This window comes from Clostridium sp., from assembly GCF_029267215.1.
Lineage (GTDB): Bacteria > Bacillota > Clostridia > Clostridiales > Clostridiaceae > Sarcina.
Genome location: NZ_JARIDH010000078.1, coordinates 1 through 18,741 on the forward strand (window position 1 = coordinate 1; position 18,741 = coordinate 18,741).

Genomic DNA, 18,741 nt, shown 5'->3' on the forward strand with positions numbered 1-18,741 from the left:
GAGAAGTTGTAGAAGCTGATACAAAAGCTAACTTACAAGCTAGAGTAAATGCAGAGCACGGAGCTTGCCAAGGTAAAAAAGATTTAGCTACTTTAGCTAAACAATTAAACTTAGATGCAATCCATGACACAGTTCATGAAATGTGTAAAGACGAAGCTAGACACGGAAAAGCTTTCGCTGGATTATTAAACAGATACTTTAAATAAGAAATAGATAAAAACGCGCTTTATTAAAAATACTTTATTTTAATTACTTCCTAAGAAAAGCACCCTTTAAAGGGTGCTTTTTATTTATTAATATTATATATAATGTAATTTGAAATTGTTGGTTTGAAATGACCTAATAAATAATGATATTAAAATCAAGTATTTACCTAAATAATGAAGTTGTTGCTAAGTTTATTTAGGTATAATTTGTCAGCAATATGACTTTGTTTAATAAAGATTATGTTTTAAGAGATTATTGATTTTAGTTATCCTTTCAGAACTACTTAATTTTAAATGAAAATCAAAATTTTGAATTTTGAACTTATACATTCAAATTAATATTAAAAGGGGCTTTCTATTTAAGTTTGAACATTTTAGAATAATAGTTAAAGTGAAGTAATTTTCTTTGGTAAAATAATTTCGCTTATTAAGATTATTTATTTAATATTCAATGAAATTTTAAACTGCTTATTAAGATGGTCATAAAGTTCTATCTAAAATCAATACTGGTTTAAAACATAGCCTAAATAAAAAATTTATTAGAAAGGAGAATACTATTAAAGAAATAGTAATTAGATAGCATGAAGATATATTTTACTAGACATGGAGAGACATTATGGAATCTTGAACATAGATTTCAAGGATGGAAAGATTCAGAACTAACAGAAATAGGAGTTAAGAGAGCTGAATTTTTAGGAAAAAGATTAGAGCATGTTAAAATTGATAAGATATTTACAAGTCCTATAAAAAGAGCGAAAAGAACTGCTGAAATTATTAGAGGTAACAGGGAAATAGAAGTTGTTGAAGTTGAAGGACTTAAGGAAATAAGCTTTGGTAAGTGGGAAGGTATGAGCACTGAAGAGATTAAAGCTTGTGAAGAATATGTAGATGAATTAGAAAATTTATTTAATAAACCATATAGCTATACTAGTTTTGACGGGGAAAATATTAAAGAGTTTACAGAAAGACTTTTTAAAACTGTTGAAGATATAATAAGGGAAAATAAAGATAAAGATATATTACTAGTAAGTCATGGAATGTGTGTTAGATATTTAACTGCATATTTTAAAAATGAATTAGAAGAAAAACAAATAGTTAATTGTCCTATATTCAATCAAGCTAGTTATAATGAAGTTGAATGGGATGGAGAAAAGTTTGAGGTTATAGAATTGAATAATATTGATCATTATGAATATGATAATAATATAAAAATGATTTAGTAATAATATTTAATTTTTAGGATAAAATAAACTTAAAGTGATACAAATCTTAATTCTAAGCTTTAAGCTAAAATATTATTTATTTCGTTAATTAGGAAATAGATACTAAGGCTTAGTAATGAGGTTTTTAAATATTGAGGTGCTTATTTAGCACCTCCTTAATTTTCTTCATCTAATAAATGATTTACCCCATCTAGTAAATTCAACCATTCACGCTTTAATAATTCCTTGCGATATAGCCCTAATTTAGTAATTTTATAATATTTTCTTGGAGGTCCTTCTGGTGATTCTCTTAAGTAAGTAGTAAAGAACCCCTCTTTACTAAGTTTTCTTAAAATTGGATATATTGTTCCATCTGATATGTATATTCTTTCTGAAATTTTATTTATAAGTTCATATCCATAATAGTCTTTCTTGGAAAGTATAGAGAGAACACAAAGTTCTAGAATGCCTTTTTTAAACTGAGAATTCGTAAAATCACCTTCTTTTTAATTTTATTAATAGGTTCTTTGTTTTAAGAGCGTGTTGATTTTAGCTATCCCATAAGACCTAATAAATTTTTCAGAGAGTTTCTATTTAATATTTAAGAAATAATAGCTAAAGTGAAGAAACTTCCTAGTGTTAAATAACTTTGCTTCTTAAGGCTAGTATTCTCACATATTCAATGAAATTTTAAACTTTTTATTAAGAGTATCATAAAGGTCTATTTAAAATAAACACTTATTTAAAATATAGCCCGTTAATAATTTTTTATTAATTTTGGTTTAATATAATATAACATATACTATTATATATTACAAGATACTGAATTTTATATATTAGTATTGTTATATTAACATATAAATAAAGAGATTTTAGAAAAAAAACTATCTATACTTATAAAAGCATAGATAGTTTTTAATAATTTAAAGGGTAGTGGGTTATGTTAAATTTTATAGTTATATATATCCTTCAGATTGCTATTTAGCAAGTTTAATAATTTCAACTGAAATTAACTTTAAGAAGGAGATTAACTTATTAGAATTCATATTGAATTTTTTTATGAATCATTATAAAGTATAAAAAATAGATCTTTTTAAAATTCAATTAAATTAGTTTACTAAGTTTTATGTTTTTAACAATATAACAGCCTTTATTTAAATATAGTCCTTTAAAACAAAAAAAGCAAAGTACAAAAAAATAAAATCTATAAAATAATAGTGTTGTTTTAATAAGATTTATAAGAACAATTTAAAGAAAAAACGGATGATTACAAATAATCATCCGTTTTTTCTTTGATTTATTAAAAATATTATTGATTAAAACATATTTACTGCAAAGCCTGCAAATAAAGTTATTGTAGTTATTATACATATAGCTACAGTTACTCCATGTAGAAATTTTTGTTTTTTACTTTTCTTAGAGTTTCCCATAATAAATTCACCTTTCTTTTTATCAAGATTATATGTAAATATTTAATTTGTATTCTAATTTTATTATATATAAATTTTTAGTTTAATAAGTTTATATTTTATGAAAATATTATTTCAATATAAATTTTACATTTTAAAATAATTTTTTACAAGAAAGATGTTTTTAAAAAAGATTAAAAATTTTTTATATAAATATTACAAATATAGTATATTAAAAGAAAATTTATTGTTAAATTAATGTTTAATATTAAAATTATATTGAAAAATGCATAAATAAAGAAAAATAATACATAAGTATGCATATAGTTTGTATTTTTTATTCTATGGATATTTTAATAGTTTTTGATAAAAATGAAATGAATAAAAAAATATATTGCAAAAACAATGTGTTTTTCAATGGTGGAATTTTACTATTTATGTATTTATACAAAATACAAATGTTTGCATTAATTTAATTGAATTGAAAAAAACTTTGACTTTTCTTGTTAAATAGCATAAAATACTAACAAATAATTAATTTGATGTTAACAAAAAGTAAAAAATATTTAAAGAATAAAATCACTAATAAATGATTGTTTAGATTAAGATAATGCAAAAAAATAATGAGAATTTAATTTGAAAATAAATTTGATATTTGAATAATTAAAGAAAAATATGCATAATTTAATAATAATTATGCATATTAACGTTAAAATATTCATTTTAAAAAATTGGGGAGGAACAGTAAATGAAAGAGAGTAGTCAAATACATGATGAAGATTTGGTAGAAGTTGAAGAGTTTATAGAGGGTATAGAAGAGAAAAACGGAAAAAACTATAAAATTGGGTTTTGGTCTTTTGTAGCTATGATATTTATGACTGTTTATGGACTAGGAAATGGACAACAGGTTTTTTATCAAATGGGTTATGCTTCAATAACATACATAATAATAGGGGTTATTTTATTCTTTATTCCATATACTTTTATAGTATCTGAGATGAGTTCAGCCTTTAGTGAAGAAAAGGGTGGTATATTTTCTTGGATGAGAATTTCAGTAGGAACTAAATTTAGTACAGTAGGTGCTTTTATATGGTATATATCAGCAATTATATCTTGGTTTAGCGTAAGTTCTATTTCAATTACATTTTCTAATATGATTTATGGTAAAGACCTTTCACAAACTTGGCATGTATTTGGTTTAACTAATACTGAAACAACAACTTTAATTGGTATAGTTTGGTTTTTGATAATTGTTTTTTTCTGTAGAAAGGGAGTTAAGTCTATAACTAAATTAGCAAATATATCAATGCTTATTACAATAGTAATGCATGTTTTAATACTTGGTGGTGGACTTTTAGTATTTTTCCTTTCAGGATTTAAGTTCCAACAACCATTAAATTATACAGGGGTTAATTCCTTATTTATGGGACCAAACCAAGCTTATAATAATCCTTTAGCAGCTATTGGATTTCTAGTTTTTGCAATATTTATACTAGGTGGTATGGAAAGTAGTGGTGGATTAGTAGATAAGGTTAAAAATCCTAAGAAAAATGTTCCTAAGGCTATGATTTTATCAGGTATTATAATAGCTGTTTTATACATAGCTATAGTTATAATAAGTGGTATGGCTATTAATTGGTCAAAGACTTTTAATCAGCCAGGAGTTAACTTATATAACTATGGAATTTATTTAACACAATCTCAGTTTTATAATTTAGGTAGATGTTTAGGGATGTCTAATAGTGCTTCAGTAGCCTTAGGAGAATGGGTAAACAGACTTACAACTTGGATTGGGTTTATAGCTAAGCTTAATTTACCATTAATGCTTTACTGTCCAATTAAACAAATGTTTGAAGGTATGCCAGATGGAATGTTACCTGACTTTGTAATTAAGAAGAATAAGCATGGATTTACAGAAAATGCTTTAATGATTCAAACTGTTATAATAATAGTTGTAATATTAGCTATAGGATTTGGTGGAGATACAGCAAACACAATATTTAATAATTTAACATTTATGGTTACAATAGCAACATCAATACCATGGGCTTTCATAGTTTATGCTTATATTAAATTTAAATTAAATGATAATATTAAGAAAGAATATGAATTCTTCAATAAAAAGTGGGGAGTTATTGTAGGTGTTGTAACATTAATAACAATAATATTTGCAACTATATTCTCAATAATAGAACCTTTTATAGATGGAGATATTCAAAAGGGAATATGGATAATTGCAGGTCCAATAATATTTGGATTAATAGGATATGTTTTAGCTGCTGTTTATGAAAGAAGATTAAAAGCAGGTAAAATAAATATTAGTAAAACAGAAGAAAGTAAAGTAGACGCAGAGGTTGCATTAACTGAATAATATTTAAAGGGCATGTATCAAAAAACTTTTTATTAGTATATTTTGATACATGCCATTTTTAATATAAAAAAGACCAAGTACAATAATTAGTTTTAGAGGGAAGATAATTTGTACTTGGTCTTTATAAAATTTAAAAAGAATTTAGTATGATTTAAGAAACAGGTTTGTTAGTTTCTTTTGATTTTATTTTAATTCAGAATTAGAAAGATGATCTTTTAATATATTGGCTGATTTTATTAGATCTTCTTGCTCTTTTTCTGATAGTGGAACATCTAGAATTTTTCTAGCACCACTTCTATCTACTATAGTAGGCATTGCTAAATAAACATCATCAATTCCATATTGTCCTTCAAATAGAGAAGAAACAGTTAGAATTGAATTTTCATCGCGAAGGATTGCTTCAACTATTCTAGTAACGGCAAGTGCTACTGCATAGTTTGTATATCCTTTGCTATTGATTATTTCATAGGCCGCATTTTTTACCTTTTCAGGAAGTTGTTTTTTGAAGTTTCCATCACATTGCTCACAAACAGTTTTGCAATATTCATCAGCATTTGTACCAGCAATATTTGTTAAACTCCAAGCTGTAATTTCTGAATCACCATGTTCTCCAATTATATAAGTATGAACATTTCTTGCGTCAATATTAAAGTGTTCTGAAAGCATGTATTTTAATCTTGAAGTATCTAATACTGTTCCTGAACCTATAACACGTTCTTTAGGGAATCCAGATAGTTTATAAGTTATATAAGTTAAAACATCAACTGGGTTTGAAACTACTAAAAGTATTGAGTTAGGACTATATTTAACAACATTTGGTACTATGCTTTGGAAGATTTTTAAGTTTTTATTTATTATATCTAATCTAGTTTCACCAGGTTTTGGTCCTACACCAGCAGTGATTATTACAATATCTGAATCTTTAGTATCTTCATAATCACCAGATTTTATATCAACAGATTTTACAAATGCTGCCCCTTGTGCCAAATCCATAGCTTCTGCGTGAGCTTTATCTTTATTTATATCAACTATTACTATTTCAGATGCTAATCCATCTTGCATTAATGAGAAGGCTGTTGTTGAGCCAACAAATCCTGCTCCTATTATTGAGATCTTATTAGTTTTTTCTTTTATCATAAAATATCATCTCCTAAAACTAATTCCTAGTTAATTACTCTGAATTACAATTTCATTATACAATAACTAATAATTATTATCAAGTAATTTTGTTAAAAATTTATTATTATTTATAATAGAGTTTTTAATTACAGTAATATTGATATTGGTTGAATTTGTTCTAAAGCATTTTATAAATATTTTTTCTTTTAAGTATGATATTTATTCATGAAAGGTATTTAAGTAATAATTTGTTTTTACTTGTCTTAAGGTATTTATTAGAATGTGATCAACATAAAAGCAATAAAATGAAAAGAAGTTAAGTTTGAATTTGTTAAGTTGGATATTTAATTAATTTAAGCGTAGTTTTATTTTAAAATTAATTATTTTAAGATAAATAAATATAAATATATTTAAAATTTTAAAGTTTTTTTATTTAAATAAATAATTAATATATGTAACTTATATAATTAAAATGATATTATGGTAAATTTAGTATATAATTATATGAAGAGATTATGAATTTTAAGCTCAAGGAGGGGTATTTGTTGGGCATAAAAATTAAGAGAAAGAGTGAGGATAATAAGAGGATAGAGGAAAAGTATGAATTTAGATTCTATAGATATTTATTATTTATTTTGCTTATTCTTTTTTCTTGTATAATAACTGTAAGTGGCTTAATTAATCAAATACAATATAAGAAGCTTGTTGCTAAGGAAGTAAGGCTAAGTTATGATAGCTTTTTTACATATGAGATTGAAAATAGTTATAAAGGTTTAGAATACGTTTATGATAGTTACTCTAATGAACATAATATTCCTTTAGAAAAGCTTATAGCAATAAACATAATATATTTTGGACAAGATGAAAATAGATATTTAGAACCTTATATTAGAAAATACATAGATAGTAAAAGTTTATCTGATAATGATAAACAAAGATTATACATATTAGTTAATAAGGAAGTAAAAAAGATAGAAGATATGTATGCTATTAAGATTATGGTTAAGAGATTTTTACCATATATATTGGCAATAATCTTTGTTACTTTAGTTATGTGGAGCATAGTATTCTTCAAAAATAGAAAACCTATTTATAAGTTAATTTTGGGAATAATTTATTTTATATTGGGAGCATTTATATGTTACTTATCATCTTATAGTTTAAGTAATGGTATATTGATGGATATAGCCATAGTAGGATCTATTGGTGAATTTACTATTGAAAGTGGATCTAGAAGGCTTAAATTGATTGAAGGAGCTTTTTTATTTGTAGTATTAGGAATAATATTGATTACTCCTAGTAATAAGAGTATTACTCCTTTTTTAGGAATAAGAAATAATAATTTGTTTTTAGTTGATAATTTAAATAATTCAATCAAGATTGGTAATGAAAGAAAATTTAGAAGTTTAGGAAATGCTTTATTAAATGAAATCTCAAAAAATCAAATGATTGAAATTAATGTTAAAAATAAAAAAATAGATGATTTATTAAAGGATAAAAATAACTTGCTTTTTGAAAATAAGGATAAAAAAGAAAATACATTTTTAATATGTTTTTATAAGGACATACCTATATATAGATTTGTAACTATTAAAGGTAAATATGTTAGAGCATATGAAGGTGTTTTAAATCCTTATATGAGAAGTATAATTATTAAGTTAGGTGGAGGAGAAAGATATAAACATAGAGAATTTAAAGTAGATTCTATATTAAAGTTAAAGCATTAACTTTGTGTTAATTGACATGATAAAAAACATAATGATAGATTAATTATAATATAAATATACTAGGAACAAGACTATTTATTGGGCCTAGTATTTTTTTATTATGGGGTGATTTCAGTGGAACAGAAAAATGAAAAGTTTCATGAAAAGGTTTTAAGAGGTGTAATAACTAAGGAGCAATGGTTTGATATATTAAGAAATGGTGAATTAGTTGATTTAAAAGACATGAAAATACTTCTTAATCTCTATTCAAATAATGGACAACCACTCAAGACTACGGAAATAGGTGAGAGTTTGGATTTCGGTGATATTGGAATTAGAATTCAGAGTATGGGGAAAAGAATAGTTAACAATTTAGGAATAGAGTTAGAGGGTGAAATTAGAATGAATTCTTGGGAGTATAAATTTAGATATTGGCTTTTTATGCTTGAAGGAAAGAAAGAGTATGATGAGGAAGAGGAAAAGTACTACTTTGTATGGAATTTAAAGGATGAACTTAGAGAGGCTATAAAGCTTATGCTTTATGCTTAGTAAGAATACTAATTGAATTATTTGACATTGTATTTTACAGGATGTTAAGATTTTATTAACTAAGGAAAAGTGGAGGAAAAAACATGACGAGAAAAGAGATGAAGGCCTTAGCAAAGAGTAAGCTTAAAGGCAGATGGGCAAACATTGTTTTACTTACTTTTATTATTACCATTATAGAAAGTGCAGTTAAATACTTTGTTTCAGAAAGTTTAATTATGAATTTAACTAATAATATAATAGTTGTTCCAGCATTAACGGCTGCTACTACAATTTATGTTATTAAGTTTGTTAATACTGATTGTAAAGTGAGTTTAAATGAAGCTATTCCATCATCAGGTATATGGATAAGATTTATTCAGGTTACTCTTGTTTGGATATTATTTTTAATACCAGTAGGATTAGTGTTTTTAGCAGGAGAAGGACTATTTATAGTTATAGCATCTACTATACATGCAGCTATGTTTATGGGAAGTTTACCTGTAAATCCTTTAATATTAATATGGGGAATAGCTTTACTTATAGGATTAATATGTTTATTAGTTTTATCAATAATAGCAGTATTTTTATTCCCATTATACTATTTAGTTGCAGAGGAACAATGTGGAGTATTTGAAGCAGTATCAAGAAGTTTTACAATAATGAAGGGTCATAAGTGGGAGCTTTTTGTATTAGGATTAAGTTTCTTAGGATGGGGAGCACTTTCAATTTTAACTTTTGGTATAGGATTACTTTGGTTATTCCCATATATACAAGTTACATTAAGAATATTTTACCTTTCAATTACAGGAAGAATTGAAGAGGTAAATTAATTATTACTATGCATCGTTTAAATTAAGTGGTGCGTAGTTTTTGTTTTAAAATTAAGAAGAAAATGAGGTGAATACAAATGACAAGAAAAGACATAAAGATTTTAGCACAAAGAAAATTAAAAAGAAGAGTTGCTATGTATGATATTTTATTAGTATCAATTTTTATTATTAACTCTTTAGTTACATATGTATTGAAGAACTCTCCAAATGGTTTTATGACTTCAATTTTGAGCTTATGTAATGTATTTTTATTAAGACCTTTCACAGCAGCTGCTATTGTTGTTTATACAGTAAATCTTGTTAATAGAGAAGGTAAATTTTCATTTAAAGAGGCAATACCATCTGTTAAGGTTTGGATAAGCTTTATAAAAAAGTTATTTGTTATTATAATATTTGAAATACCAGCATTTATAATAGCTATAATGGTTTCAATTAAAATAATGGAGAATATGGCTTTAATAATATTTGAAGCTATAGAAGAAAGAAGTTATATTGGTATTGAAGAGATGATAATGAACTATATAGCTTGCATATTAATATTTATAGGCATACTTTTAATATATAATATTATTTTAAATTTATATTTATTTCCAGTTAAATACATAATAGTTGATGATGAAGAGTGTGGAATATGGGAAGCTGTAGGAAGAGGTATGAAAATAATGAAAGGCCATAAATGGGAGCTTTTCGTTCTTGAATTAAGCATGATAGGATGGGCTTTACTTTCACTTATAACAGCAGGAATAGGATTTTTATGGTACATACCTTATAGAGATGTTGTTTATAGAATATACTATCTTTCATTGATAAAAGATGAGTTTGAAATTGGACAAGATCAACAGAGAAAAGCTAGTGATATTGATGAAGTTTATTCAGATGATGAATTTATAATAGAATAAAGTTTGAATAATTTAGAGTTATTATTCTGAAGATATTACTTTAAAATTTAAAGTTATGAAATTAAACTTTTTTGATAATGTATTTTTAAAAATTAACATTTTCAGATTCTTAAGGCAATATCTTCTTAATAATAACTTAATTTTTATTTAAATGTAATTTTTATCCCTTTTAAAAGGACTAGTGTATTTAATTATTTTAAAGGTTCCATAACCCTATCTAAGATATTGTTTATTTCAGCTATTGATGTACCAAAGTTTGTTATTGGAACAAAGGCATCATCACATATTCCAATTCTATTCATTATTTCAGCTTTATTAAACATGCATCCACCACAATGTACTACTAATGAGTATTCATTTAGGTTTTTAGGGAAGTCTTTTCCTGAACAATTATCTACTATTATTCCAGGGCATATTTCTTCTAACCAGTTAGGAAGTTTTTCTCTAGCTATATCACCCTTTAATTGGTGATGAGTACAAGCTTCTGCTATTAATACTTTATCACCAGGTTTAAGATCTTTAATAGCCTTTGCACCAGCATAGAATTTATCTAAATCTCCTTTATATCTTGCCATAAGTATGGAGAAAGAAGTTAAAGGTACATCTCTATCTAATTTTTCATTAACCTGTTTAAATACCTGTGAATCAGTTATAACCAAGTCTGGTTTACCACCAAATATTTTTAATCCTTCATCTAACTTATCTAAAGTGACAACAGTTGGAATTCCACCGTAGTCTAATATATCTCTTATAACTTGTACTTGAGGAAGTATAAGTCTTCCTTTAGGTGCTTGTATATCTTGAGGTGCTACTAGAAGTACATTATCACCAGGTTTTATCTTATCTCCAATTATTGCACTTTCTGTGATTGAAACAGGGGATACCTTTATAAGCTCTTTCTTAAGTTCTGCTATATTAAGATTACCTTTTGCACTTATTGATACATAAGGAATATCTAAAATTTTTCCTATTTTATCTAATGCTTTATTTAAGTTATTATCAACAAAGTAGTTTGAATCTACACTTTTTGAATTATCTATATCTTTAAGTTCAACCTTAGTTTCAACAAGGTTATTTTGAACAAGATCACATTTATTTACAACTAAAATTGCTGGTTTATTAGCTTTTTTTAGTTTATTTAACCATAATATTTCTTTTTCTAATAGGGTTTCAAAAGGAATATTAGATTTAATAGCTTCTAATATTTCTGAAAGTGAAAGCGTAATAAGGGCAACATCAGTTTTTCCTACAACTTCCTCTGTTCTTTCAACTCTTAATTTTCCTATTTCTCCTTCATCATCAAATCCAGCAGTATCAACAAATACAACAGGACCTAAAGGTAAAAGTTCCATTGCTTTATATACTGGATCAGTTGTTGTCCCACGAACATCAGAAACAAGTGATATATTTTGACCAGTTAAAGCATTTATTATGCTAGATTTTCCTGAATTTGTTTTTCCGAATAGAGAAATATGTATTCTACTTCCTCTAGGAGTTTCATTTAAATTACTCATAAGTTTTTCTACTAGTATAAAAAATAATAGTAGAATTACACCTCCTTAACTAAATCTTTAGTAAAAATATTTTCATTTGGGGATAAACCTGTGGATAACTTTTTTATTGAAATTTATTAAAAAATCCCTCCAATAATATATAAATAAGTTTTGAAAAATAGTAAAAAAATTACATCTTAAAAGGGCTATATAAAGCCTTTTGTAAAGCTTTTTATAAATAGAACGAATGATTAATATTTTCTATAAATTTTCATTTTAAATATATAAAAGTACATAGAAATCCACAATGTTATTATGAGGTTATCCACAGGTGCTGTGGATAACTTTAGGATTACTCACAATATGTAGTTATAACATGGTTGTTTATATACTAAATGTAGTTAGAAACAAAATGGTATGGTATTACCCCTAAATTTATAATAAATTTATTATACTTAAATTTATTATAAATTAATGTGATTTAAATATAGATATTAAGTAAATTTGTAACATTAGTTATATTGACTAAAAAGAGATCACTTTTATAATTAATTGCCATCTTTCTAGATAATAATTATTATACAATTTGTGATTATGGATTAGAAGTATAAAATAAAAGTTAAATTATAATTACTAAGTAAGACTGTATTAAATATTGGAATAAAACAATAATTTAGAATGAAATTTTTTAATAAAATAATTATATTTTCACATAATAATTGTTAAAAAATAAACTATTAATTTTAAAAAAAACGCAAAAAACCCGTAATTATTTTAATAATTACGGGTTTTTATAATAAATTTATATTAAAAATAGAGTGATTTTTTAACATTGAGGTACTAAAATAACTTCATTACAATTTTTAAAGCTAATTTTTTGCTCACTAAAATCTTTAAGTGTAAGCATAAAATTCTTAGCATTTATTTTTAATAATGGATAAAAACCAACATTTTCTTTAGTGTCTTTACAATTAAATCCTTCATTTTGAAGTCTAGTAATGACAGCATATTTTAACTCATCCATTGAAGAAAAATCTTTATCTAAATTTAAAACTATTTTTTGTGATAGATATCTATTTGTCATAATAAAAACCTCCCATAAAAATGAATTCTCAATACCATATATTATTTAATCTTTTCTTTGATTTAATTTTACAACTTTTTTAGAAGATAGTCAAATAATTAACAAAGTTTTTCGCTTTTTTAATGAATTTTTTTAGCTCAGTAAGTCTTTTATAAATGTTTTCTAATATGTTTTGGCTTGTATTTAGTAAAAAGCCAAAAAAATTATAAAAAAAAGCCAGCTTACGCTGGCTATAGATATTAATTTAAAATTTATTGTTAGTTTTGATTTTAATTTTTTATTTTAAACTAAACAAAATACAAATTTTAATGTGGAGTTAAAGATATATTTTGTTTAGTTTTTGCATGAATAATTGATTTTAAAATTTTCCGCTCAGTATAAATTAACTAATCTTTTAGAATCTTAAATCTCTAGTCCCTTTGCTTATTTTTTCAATTTTTTCTCTTACAGATTCTCTAAATTTCTCATTTTGGATGTCATTTAATGATTTTTCTATTAACTTATCTCCAATTTCTCTAGTTTGATCTGTACCATAGTCATCTATAAATTCTTTTAATGTGATTAAAGCATTAGCTTCACAAATTTTATAAAGCTCACCACTTTTAACTATTTCCATAAATCTTTCACCAGTTCTACCTTCTCTGTAGCAAGCTGTACAGTAACTTGGGATGTAACCAGCTTTCATAAGACTTTCTATCATTTCAACCGGTGATCTGTGATCTCCAAGTTCAAATTGTGGTTTTTCTTCTGGATCTTGGTAAGCTTCTGAATATCCACCAACCCCGGTACATGATCCAGTACTTACTTGAGAAACACCAAGTGAGATTATTTCATCTCTTAAAACTGGTTCTTCTCTAGTTGAAAGAATAAGTCCAGCATATGGAACTGCTAATCTTAATATAGCAACAATTTTTTTGAAATCTTCATCTCCAACTAAGTAAGGGAAGTTTTCTAAGCTAACATTTTCAGCTGGTTTTAATCTTGGCACTGATAATGTGTGAGGACCAACCCCTGTTACAGATTCTAAATCCATTGCATGAAGAAGCATTGCTAATGTTTCATATTTATAATCATATAAACCATATAAAACACCCATTCCAATATCATCTATACCAGCTTCTCTAGCTCTGTGCATAGCTGTTGTATGATAGTTGTAATTATGTTTTGGACCACTTACATGTAATCTCTCATAAGTTGGTTTATGATAAGTTTCCTGGAATAATATATATGTTCCAATATCAGCAGCTTTTAATCTCTTATAATTTTCAACTGTTGTAGCGGCTATATTTACATTTATTCTTCTTATAGCCCCGTTATCAAATTTAATTGAGTAGATTGTTTTTATGCAATCTAAAATATACTCGATTGGCGCATTAACTGGGTCTTCACCAGCTTCTAATGCTATTCTTTTATGACCTAGGCTTTCAAGAACTTTAACCTCTTCAACAAGTTGTTCTTGGTTAAGTCTTTTTCTCTTTAATTCATCGTTACAATGTTTGTAACCACAATATTGACAGTTATTTACGCAGTAGTTACTTACATAAAGTGGAGCAAAAACAACAAGTCTTTTTCCGTATAATTTTTCTTTAACTTCTCTAGCAGCTTTGAACATTTCTTCAATAAGTTCTTTATCTTCTAGGTTAAGAAGAATTGAAGTTTCTTCAGGAGTTAAACCCTCTGCTAATTTACTTCTTTCAATAATCTCTCTAACTAACTCCTTATCAGAAGCAAGTTCTTTTCCTTTTTCTATAAGGCTGTTGATTTCATCATCTTTAATAAAATCAGAAGCATTATACTTTTCGTTATCCTTTAACATAACAAAATCTCCTTTAAAATTAATTTAGACTTTGTCAAAAAATAATATAAATAACTAAATATACTTTGGGAATTCAAATAAGATTTTTAAAAAATTAAGCTAAAAACTATTTTTAGAAATGGCAGCTTTAACAGAAACACCTTTAAGTTTTCCAAGTTTTCCTGTTATAGCAGAAATTTGGTCAGTGGTTCCATCTACAACTATTGAAATAACTCTAATATTTTTCTCTTTATAGGGTAACCCCATTCTACCAACTATTAATTTATCATATTCACTCAAGACAGAGTTAACTTCTTTTATATCATCAAGGCTTTCAATAACAATGCCAACAACGGCAATCCTAGTACTCATAGTACATCAAACCTTTCTAAAATTAAAAAATTTCAAATTTTATTACCTTTTTGTTTAGAGAATTCCTTACAATTAGGAAGAAAGTATATTTATATTATTTTCTGGCTAGGCTCTCGATTGAAAGAGTTTATATATAATAATAAAGTCTCGCAATAAAGAAGGCCTATTACAATTATACTATAAAATTTAGAAAAATATAGATATAGTTAAGGTGAATTTTAGATTATTATAATTAATTTGTAAGCTTTTTATAATTTTACTTTGATATAATTTGGGTATCATAATTACAACATATAAGGAGGAGTACTTATGAAAAAAAATAAATTAATAACTACATTGTTTTTAGCAGGGGCTATAACAATTGGCTCATTTACAAGTGTTTTTGCAAGTACAAATGAGGTTGTAACATTAGGTGCCAACTTAAATGAGGCACAAAAACAAGAAATGTTTAATGAATTTGGAGTTAAACCAAATGATGTAAAAGTAATAACAATGAATATTCAGGAAATAAGATCTCAGCTTGGATTACCAAAAGCACCAGCCAATGCAAAAGGAAATGCTTTCTCAAGTGCTTTTGTTAGAATAGAAGAGCCTGGATATGGAATAAAGGTAAAGACAAATAATTTAACAGCAGTTACTCCAGATATGCTTAGTAATGCTTTATTAACGTCAGGGGTTACAGATGCAGATGTAATTGCAACATCTCCTTTCCCTGTGACAGGAACATCAGCATTAGCTGGGGTTTTAAAAGCTTTTGAAGATGCTACAGGAAAAGAAATACCAACTAAAAATAAAGAAGTTGCAAGAGATGAGTTAACAACAACTAATAACCTTGCAGATGCAAAAAATAAAGATGGACAAGAAATTGGGCAAAACGGAGCTAGTGCAATAGTTAATGAAGCTAAGAAAGAAGTTATAAAAGAAAAACCTGAAAATGAAAAACAGGTTGGACAAATAGTAAATAATGTTGTTAATAATTACAATGTTAATTTAACTCCTGAGCAACAAGCAGAACTTACTAAACTTATGAGTAATATAAATTCACTAGACTTAAATTATTCAAGTTTAAAAAATCAACTAAATAGTATGAGTGATAAAATACAAAAAACTTTAGAACAAAGTGGAGAACAGTTAAAAGAGAGTGGAATAATCGAAAAAACTTTAAATAAGATATTAGATATTTGTACAGAAATTAAAAACTGGTTTATAAGTCATTTTGGAGATGGAAAGGTAACTATTAATGGAGTGACTTTTGATAAAAATGGTAACATGGTAAATACACCATCAGCTGATCAGGGGGCTAATACAGATATTAATGATAAACCTAATGTAGATGAGCAAAATAACTCACATGAAAATCAAAATAATAATCAAAAATTAAATAATAAAGAAAATACAAAAAAAGAGAATAATAATTCTAATAATCAAAGTAAGGAAGAATCAAATAAAGAAATTAATTATAAAAACAATGGAAATGTAAGCAATCAAAATAGAAAAGTAGAGTCTAAAGAGAGTGAAAATCAAAAGGCTAATAAATCTTCAAATATAAATGAGGAAACTGTTAAAGAAAAAGATAATTCAGCGAAGGTTTCAGATAATAAAAGTGAAGGCCCAAAAAATAATGACTATATAATAGTTGATGGAAAGAAAGTACCACTGCACAATGCTCAGGGGGTAGAGTATAACCCTGAAACAGGTGGATATGGAGATGTTAAGTAGTTTAATAATTTAGCAATATATTTACTTAAACTTTTTAAATATGGTGGTTAAAATAAAATATATTTAAGAGTATTTGAAATAGTAAGCTAGATACTTAGCTTATAAGAAAGATATTACCTATGTAGTATAAATTCTTATAGGAAGTATCTAGTTTTCTTATTTTTTAGCGGAGAAAAAGCAGGGATTAATTTAGTAATATAATTTAAGTGGATTTAAAAAGGTTACTAAAAAAATAAAATTTTTTTTAGAAAAAGTTAGCGCAAATAGAAACTCGCAAGTATTTATATAGTGAAAGGAGTTGATAAACATGGCAAAAGCGATTTTAACAAAGAAAAGCCTAGTATTAAAGTTTCAAAAGGGGGTAGATGATAATAGTAACCCTAAATTTGCAACACAAAGATTTTCAAAGATAAACGTAGCTGCTGAGGATGAAAAACTTTATGAAGTTGGACAAGCGTTAGCAGGGCTTTTAGCTTCTGAAACTAACTTTGTGTTAAAAGAGGATGACTACCAGTTTGAAACAGACGCATCAATCTAATAATTTTAGAGAGGGTGATTAGCTGATTTAGTAATACTTAAATTTTTTATGAGTGTTCTAAATTATATGTTAAAAGTTACTAAACTTGTTGAAGAGGGAATAAATGTACTTATGAAATTTGGAAATATAGTTGAAGAAATACTAAAGGTTATAAAAAAAATCTACTAAGGAGTTACTTAACATAATCTTTTTATGTTAAGTAACTGAAGTTTAAACAGAATCTTTTAAGTTATTGTAAAAATAACTTAATTACTAATAAATTCTTGTATGAGAAAATCATCTTTTAGATTTTTTCTAATAAATAGGGGGTATTTAATATGGAAAAAGAATTATATATTGTTATGTCTTTTAAGAATACAGAGGGGAAAACAACTAATATAACATTAAGAAATGTTAGAGAAGGTGTTACACAAGAAGAAGTTCAAGGGGTTATGGATACAATAGTAACTGCGAATATCTTTGAATTAGCTGGTAGCTCTTTAGTTTCAAAGGTTAGAGGGGAAGTTGTTGAGAAAGTAACAGAAGTATTTGAAATGGTTTAAAAATCAGTTGATTTTAATTGGGGACTAAGAAATTTTCTTAGTCCTTTTTGTTAATAATATTAATAAAAGCAATATAGATTTAGGTAAATTAATTAAATAGATAGAGTTATATAAAGATATCATATAATAATGATATGGTTAGTGAGATTAATAGAAATTAAGAAAGTTCAAATAATTTTATATTATGGTATAATTTATATAAAATTGGACATACCATTTTGGTAAGGTTTTAATTTTAGGGGGATAATGGATGTTGAAGGACAGAAAAATATTTATAGTTGAAGACGAAGGAAAAATTCGTGATGAATTAACTAAACTTTTAGAACGATATGGGTATTTAGTAGAAAGTTCAACTAACTTTGAAAATATAGTTTCAAAAATAATAGAAAGTAATTCTCATATGGTTTTATTAGACATTAATTTACCTTACTATGATGGATATTATGTTTGTAGAGAGATTAGAAAAAAGAGTAATATTCCAATAATAGTAGTAACCAGTAGAAGAAGTGATATTGATGAGCTTATGAATATGAATTTAGGTGCAGATGACTTTATTACTAAGCCGTATAATACACAGATATTTCTAGCTAGAATGGCTTCAATACTAAAAAGAACTTATTCTATAAATGATATGGAAATCTTTGAACATAATGGATTAAAGTATAATATGAGCACAAGTCAAGTTTCTTTTAAAGGAGATGAAATTGAGCTCACTAAGAATGAAAGCAAAATACTTTATACCCTTATTAAAAATAAAGGTAAAATAGTATCGAGAGATGATATTATTAAGGCTTTATGGCAGAGTAATGAGTTTATAGATGATAACACTTTAACTGTTAATGTTAATAGACTTAGAAGAAAGATTGCAGGAATTGGGGCAGAAGGATATTTACAAACTAAAAGAGGACAAGGATATATTCTTGTATAA

The 18,741-nt window shown here is 25.9% G+C and carries 17 protein-coding genes; 11 read left to right on the top strand and 6 right to left on the bottom strand.

The annotated features are described in order from the left end of the window. Together Q1K13_RS12140 and Q1K13_RS12145 are read left to right on the top strand one after the other, a co-directional pair. Positions 1-206, top strand: a 206-nt coding sequence (locus tag Q1K13_RS12140) for a ferritin family protein (RefSeq protein ID WP_498038037.1), incomplete at its 5' end; no start/stop codon positions are given. A gap of 581 nt (positions 207-787) precedes the next feature. Next, complete coding sequence (locus Q1K13_RS12145) at positions 788-1,426, top strand: histidine phosphatase family protein (RefSeq protein ID WP_300351311.1); 639 nt, start codon at positions 788-790, stop codon at positions 1,424-1,426. 158 nt (positions 1,427-1,584) lie between these two features. Here Q1K13_RS12145 and Q1K13_RS12150 read toward each other — a convergent pair whose 3' ends face one another. Beyond that, positions 1,585-1,875: a PadR family transcriptional regulator gene (locus tag Q1K13_RS12150; RefSeq protein WP_300351348.1), complete on the bottom strand. Its 291-nt coding sequence runs from the start codon at positions 1,873-1,875 to the stop codon at positions 1,585-1,587. Positions 1,876-3,565: 1,690 nt separating this feature from the next. Between Q1K13_RS12150 and yjeM the strand changes: the two genes are divergently transcribed. After that, entirely contained in the window at positions 3,566-5,188 is a 1,623-nt protein-coding gene (gene yjeM, locus Q1K13_RS12155) for a glutamate/gamma-aminobutyrate family transporter YjeM (protein ID WP_300351314.1), read from the top strand. A 183-nt stretch (positions 5,189-5,371) separates the two neighbouring features. On the opposite strand, the gene Q1K13_RS12160 is transcribed toward yjeM, so the two are convergent. After that, complete coding sequence (locus Q1K13_RS12160; protein WP_300351315.1) at positions 5,372-6,325, bottom strand: L-lactate dehydrogenase; 954 nt, start codon at positions 6,323-6,325, stop codon at positions 5,372-5,374. Between the two features lie 527 nt (positions 6,326-6,852). Between Q1K13_RS12160 and Q1K13_RS12165 the strand changes: the two genes are divergently transcribed. From Q1K13_RS12165 to Q1K13_RS12180, 4 genes are all read left to right on the top strand, one after another. Further along, positions 6,853-8,034: a hypothetical protein gene (locus Q1K13_RS12165; protein WP_300351318.1), complete on the top strand. Its 1,182-nt coding sequence runs from the start codon at positions 6,853-6,855 to the stop codon at positions 8,032-8,034. Between the two features lie 114 nt (positions 8,035-8,148). Further along, positions 8,149-8,562 carry a hypothetical protein gene (locus Q1K13_RS12170; RefSeq protein ID WP_300351321.1) on the top strand — a complete coding sequence of 138 codons (414 nt, stop codon included), beginning with the start codon at positions 8,149-8,151 and terminating at the stop codon, positions 8,560-8,562. A gap of 83 nt (positions 8,563-8,645) precedes the next feature. Beyond that, positions 8,646-9,371 carry a DUF975 family protein gene (locus tag Q1K13_RS12175; protein WP_300351324.1) on the top strand — a complete coding sequence of 242 codons (726 nt, stop codon included), beginning with the start codon at positions 8,646-8,648 and terminating at the stop codon, positions 9,369-9,371. Positions 9,372-9,448: 77 nt separating this feature from the next. Continuing rightward, complete coding sequence (locus Q1K13_RS12180) at positions 9,449-10,270, top strand: DUF975 family protein (protein WP_300351327.1); 822 nt, start codon at positions 9,449-9,451, stop codon at positions 10,268-10,270. Positions 10,271-10,461: 191 nt separating this feature from the next. Here Q1K13_RS12180 and Q1K13_RS12185 read toward each other — a convergent pair whose 3' ends face one another. The 4 genes from Q1K13_RS12185 to Q1K13_RS12200 all read right to left on the bottom strand — a co-directional run bounded on the left by Q1K13_RS12185 (position 10,462) and on the right by Q1K13_RS12200 (position 15,014). Further along, on the bottom strand, positions 10,462-11,784 hold the full coding sequence (locus Q1K13_RS12185) for a GTP-binding protein (protein ID WP_300351330.1): 1,323 nt from the start codon (positions 11,782-11,784) through the stop codon (positions 10,462-10,464). 805 nt (positions 11,785-12,589) lie between these two features. Next, positions 12,590-12,847, bottom strand: a complete 258-nt coding sequence (locus tag Q1K13_RS12190; protein ID WP_300351333.1) for a hypothetical protein — start codon at positions 12,845-12,847, stop codon at positions 12,590-12,592. A gap of 394 nt (positions 12,848-13,241) precedes the next feature. Then, on the bottom strand, positions 13,242-14,663 hold the full coding sequence (hydG, locus tag Q1K13_RS12195; RefSeq protein WP_300351336.1) for a [FeFe] hydrogenase H-cluster radical SAM maturase HydG: 1,422 nt from the start codon (positions 14,661-14,663) through the stop codon (positions 13,242-13,244). A gap of 99 nt (positions 14,664-14,762) precedes the next feature. Further along, the gene (locus Q1K13_RS12200; RefSeq protein ID WP_300351339.1) at positions 14,763-15,014 is read right to left on the bottom strand and encodes a TM1266 family iron-only hydrogenase system putative regulator; all 252 of its coding nucleotides are present in this window, start codon (positions 15,012-15,014) and stop codon (positions 14,763-14,765) included. Positions 15,015-15,323: 309 nt separating this feature from the next. On the opposite strand from Q1K13_RS12200, the gene Q1K13_RS12205 reads away from it, so the two are divergent. The 4 genes from Q1K13_RS12205 to Q1K13_RS12220 all read left to right on the top strand — a co-directional run bounded on the left by Q1K13_RS12205 (position 15,324) and on the right by Q1K13_RS12220 (position 18,741). Further along, entirely contained in the window at positions 15,324-16,733 is a 1,410-nt protein-coding gene (locus Q1K13_RS12205) for a DUF1002 domain-containing protein (protein WP_300351342.1), read from the top strand. A gap of 307 nt (positions 16,734-17,040) precedes the next feature. Then, positions 17,041-17,271, top strand: a complete 231-nt coding sequence (locus Q1K13_RS12210) for a DUF1659 domain-containing protein (RefSeq protein WP_300351344.1) — start codon at positions 17,041-17,043, stop codon at positions 17,269-17,271. A 317-nt stretch (positions 17,272-17,588) separates the two neighbouring features. Continuing rightward, positions 17,589-17,813, top strand: a complete 225-nt coding sequence (locus Q1K13_RS12215) for a DUF2922 domain-containing protein (protein WP_300351346.1) — start codon at positions 17,589-17,591, stop codon at positions 17,811-17,813. A gap of 253 nt (positions 17,814-18,066) precedes the next feature. Then, positions 18,067-18,741 carry a response regulator transcription factor gene (locus Q1K13_RS12220; protein WP_300351350.1) on the top strand — a complete coding sequence of 225 codons (675 nt, stop codon included), beginning with the start codon at positions 18,067-18,069 and terminating at the stop codon, positions 18,739-18,741.

Coding starts and splice junctions, on each gene's coding strand:
- Q1K13_RS12145 (WP_300351311.1), top strand. CDS start 788: ATGAAGATATATTTTACTAGACATGGAGAGACATTATGGAATCTTGAA.
- yjeM (WP_300351314.1), top strand. CDS start 3,566: ATGAAAGAGAGTAGTCAAATACATGATGAAGATTTGGTAGAAGTTGAA.
- Q1K13_RS12160 (WP_300351315.1), bottom strand. CDS start 6,325: ATGATAAAAGAAAAAACTAATAAGATCTCAATAATAGGAGCAGGATTT.
- Q1K13_RS12175 (WP_300351324.1), top strand. CDS start 8,646: ATGACGAGAAAAGAGATGAAGGCCTTAGCAAAGAGTAAGCTTAAAGGC.
- Q1K13_RS12180 (WP_300351327.1), top strand. CDS start 9,449: ATGACAAGAAAAGACATAAAGATTTTAGCACAAAGAAAATTAAAAAGA.
- Q1K13_RS12185 (WP_300351330.1), bottom strand. CDS start 11,784: ATGAGTAATTTAAATGAAACTCCTAGAGGAAGTAGAATACATATTTCT.
- Q1K13_RS12190 (WP_300351333.1), bottom strand. CDS start 12,847: ATGACAAATAGATATCTATCACAAAAAATAGTTTTAAATTTAGATAAA.
- hydG (WP_300351336.1), bottom strand. CDS start 14,663: ATGTTAAAGGATAACGAAAAGTATAATGCTTCTGATTTTATTAAAGAT.
- Q1K13_RS12200 (WP_300351339.1), bottom strand. CDS start 15,014: ATGAGTACTAGGATTGCCGTTGTTGGCATTGTTATTGAAAGCCTTGAT.
- Q1K13_RS12205 (WP_300351342.1), top strand. CDS start 15,324: ATGAAAAAAAATAAATTAATAACTACATTGTTTTTAGCAGGGGCTATA.
- Q1K13_RS12210 (WP_300351344.1), top strand. CDS start 17,041: ATGGCAAAAGCGATTTTAACAAAGAAAAGCCTAGTATTAAAGTTTCAA.
- Q1K13_RS12215 (WP_300351346.1), top strand. CDS start 17,589: ATGGAAAAAGAATTATATATTGTTATGTCTTTTAAGAATACAGAGGGG.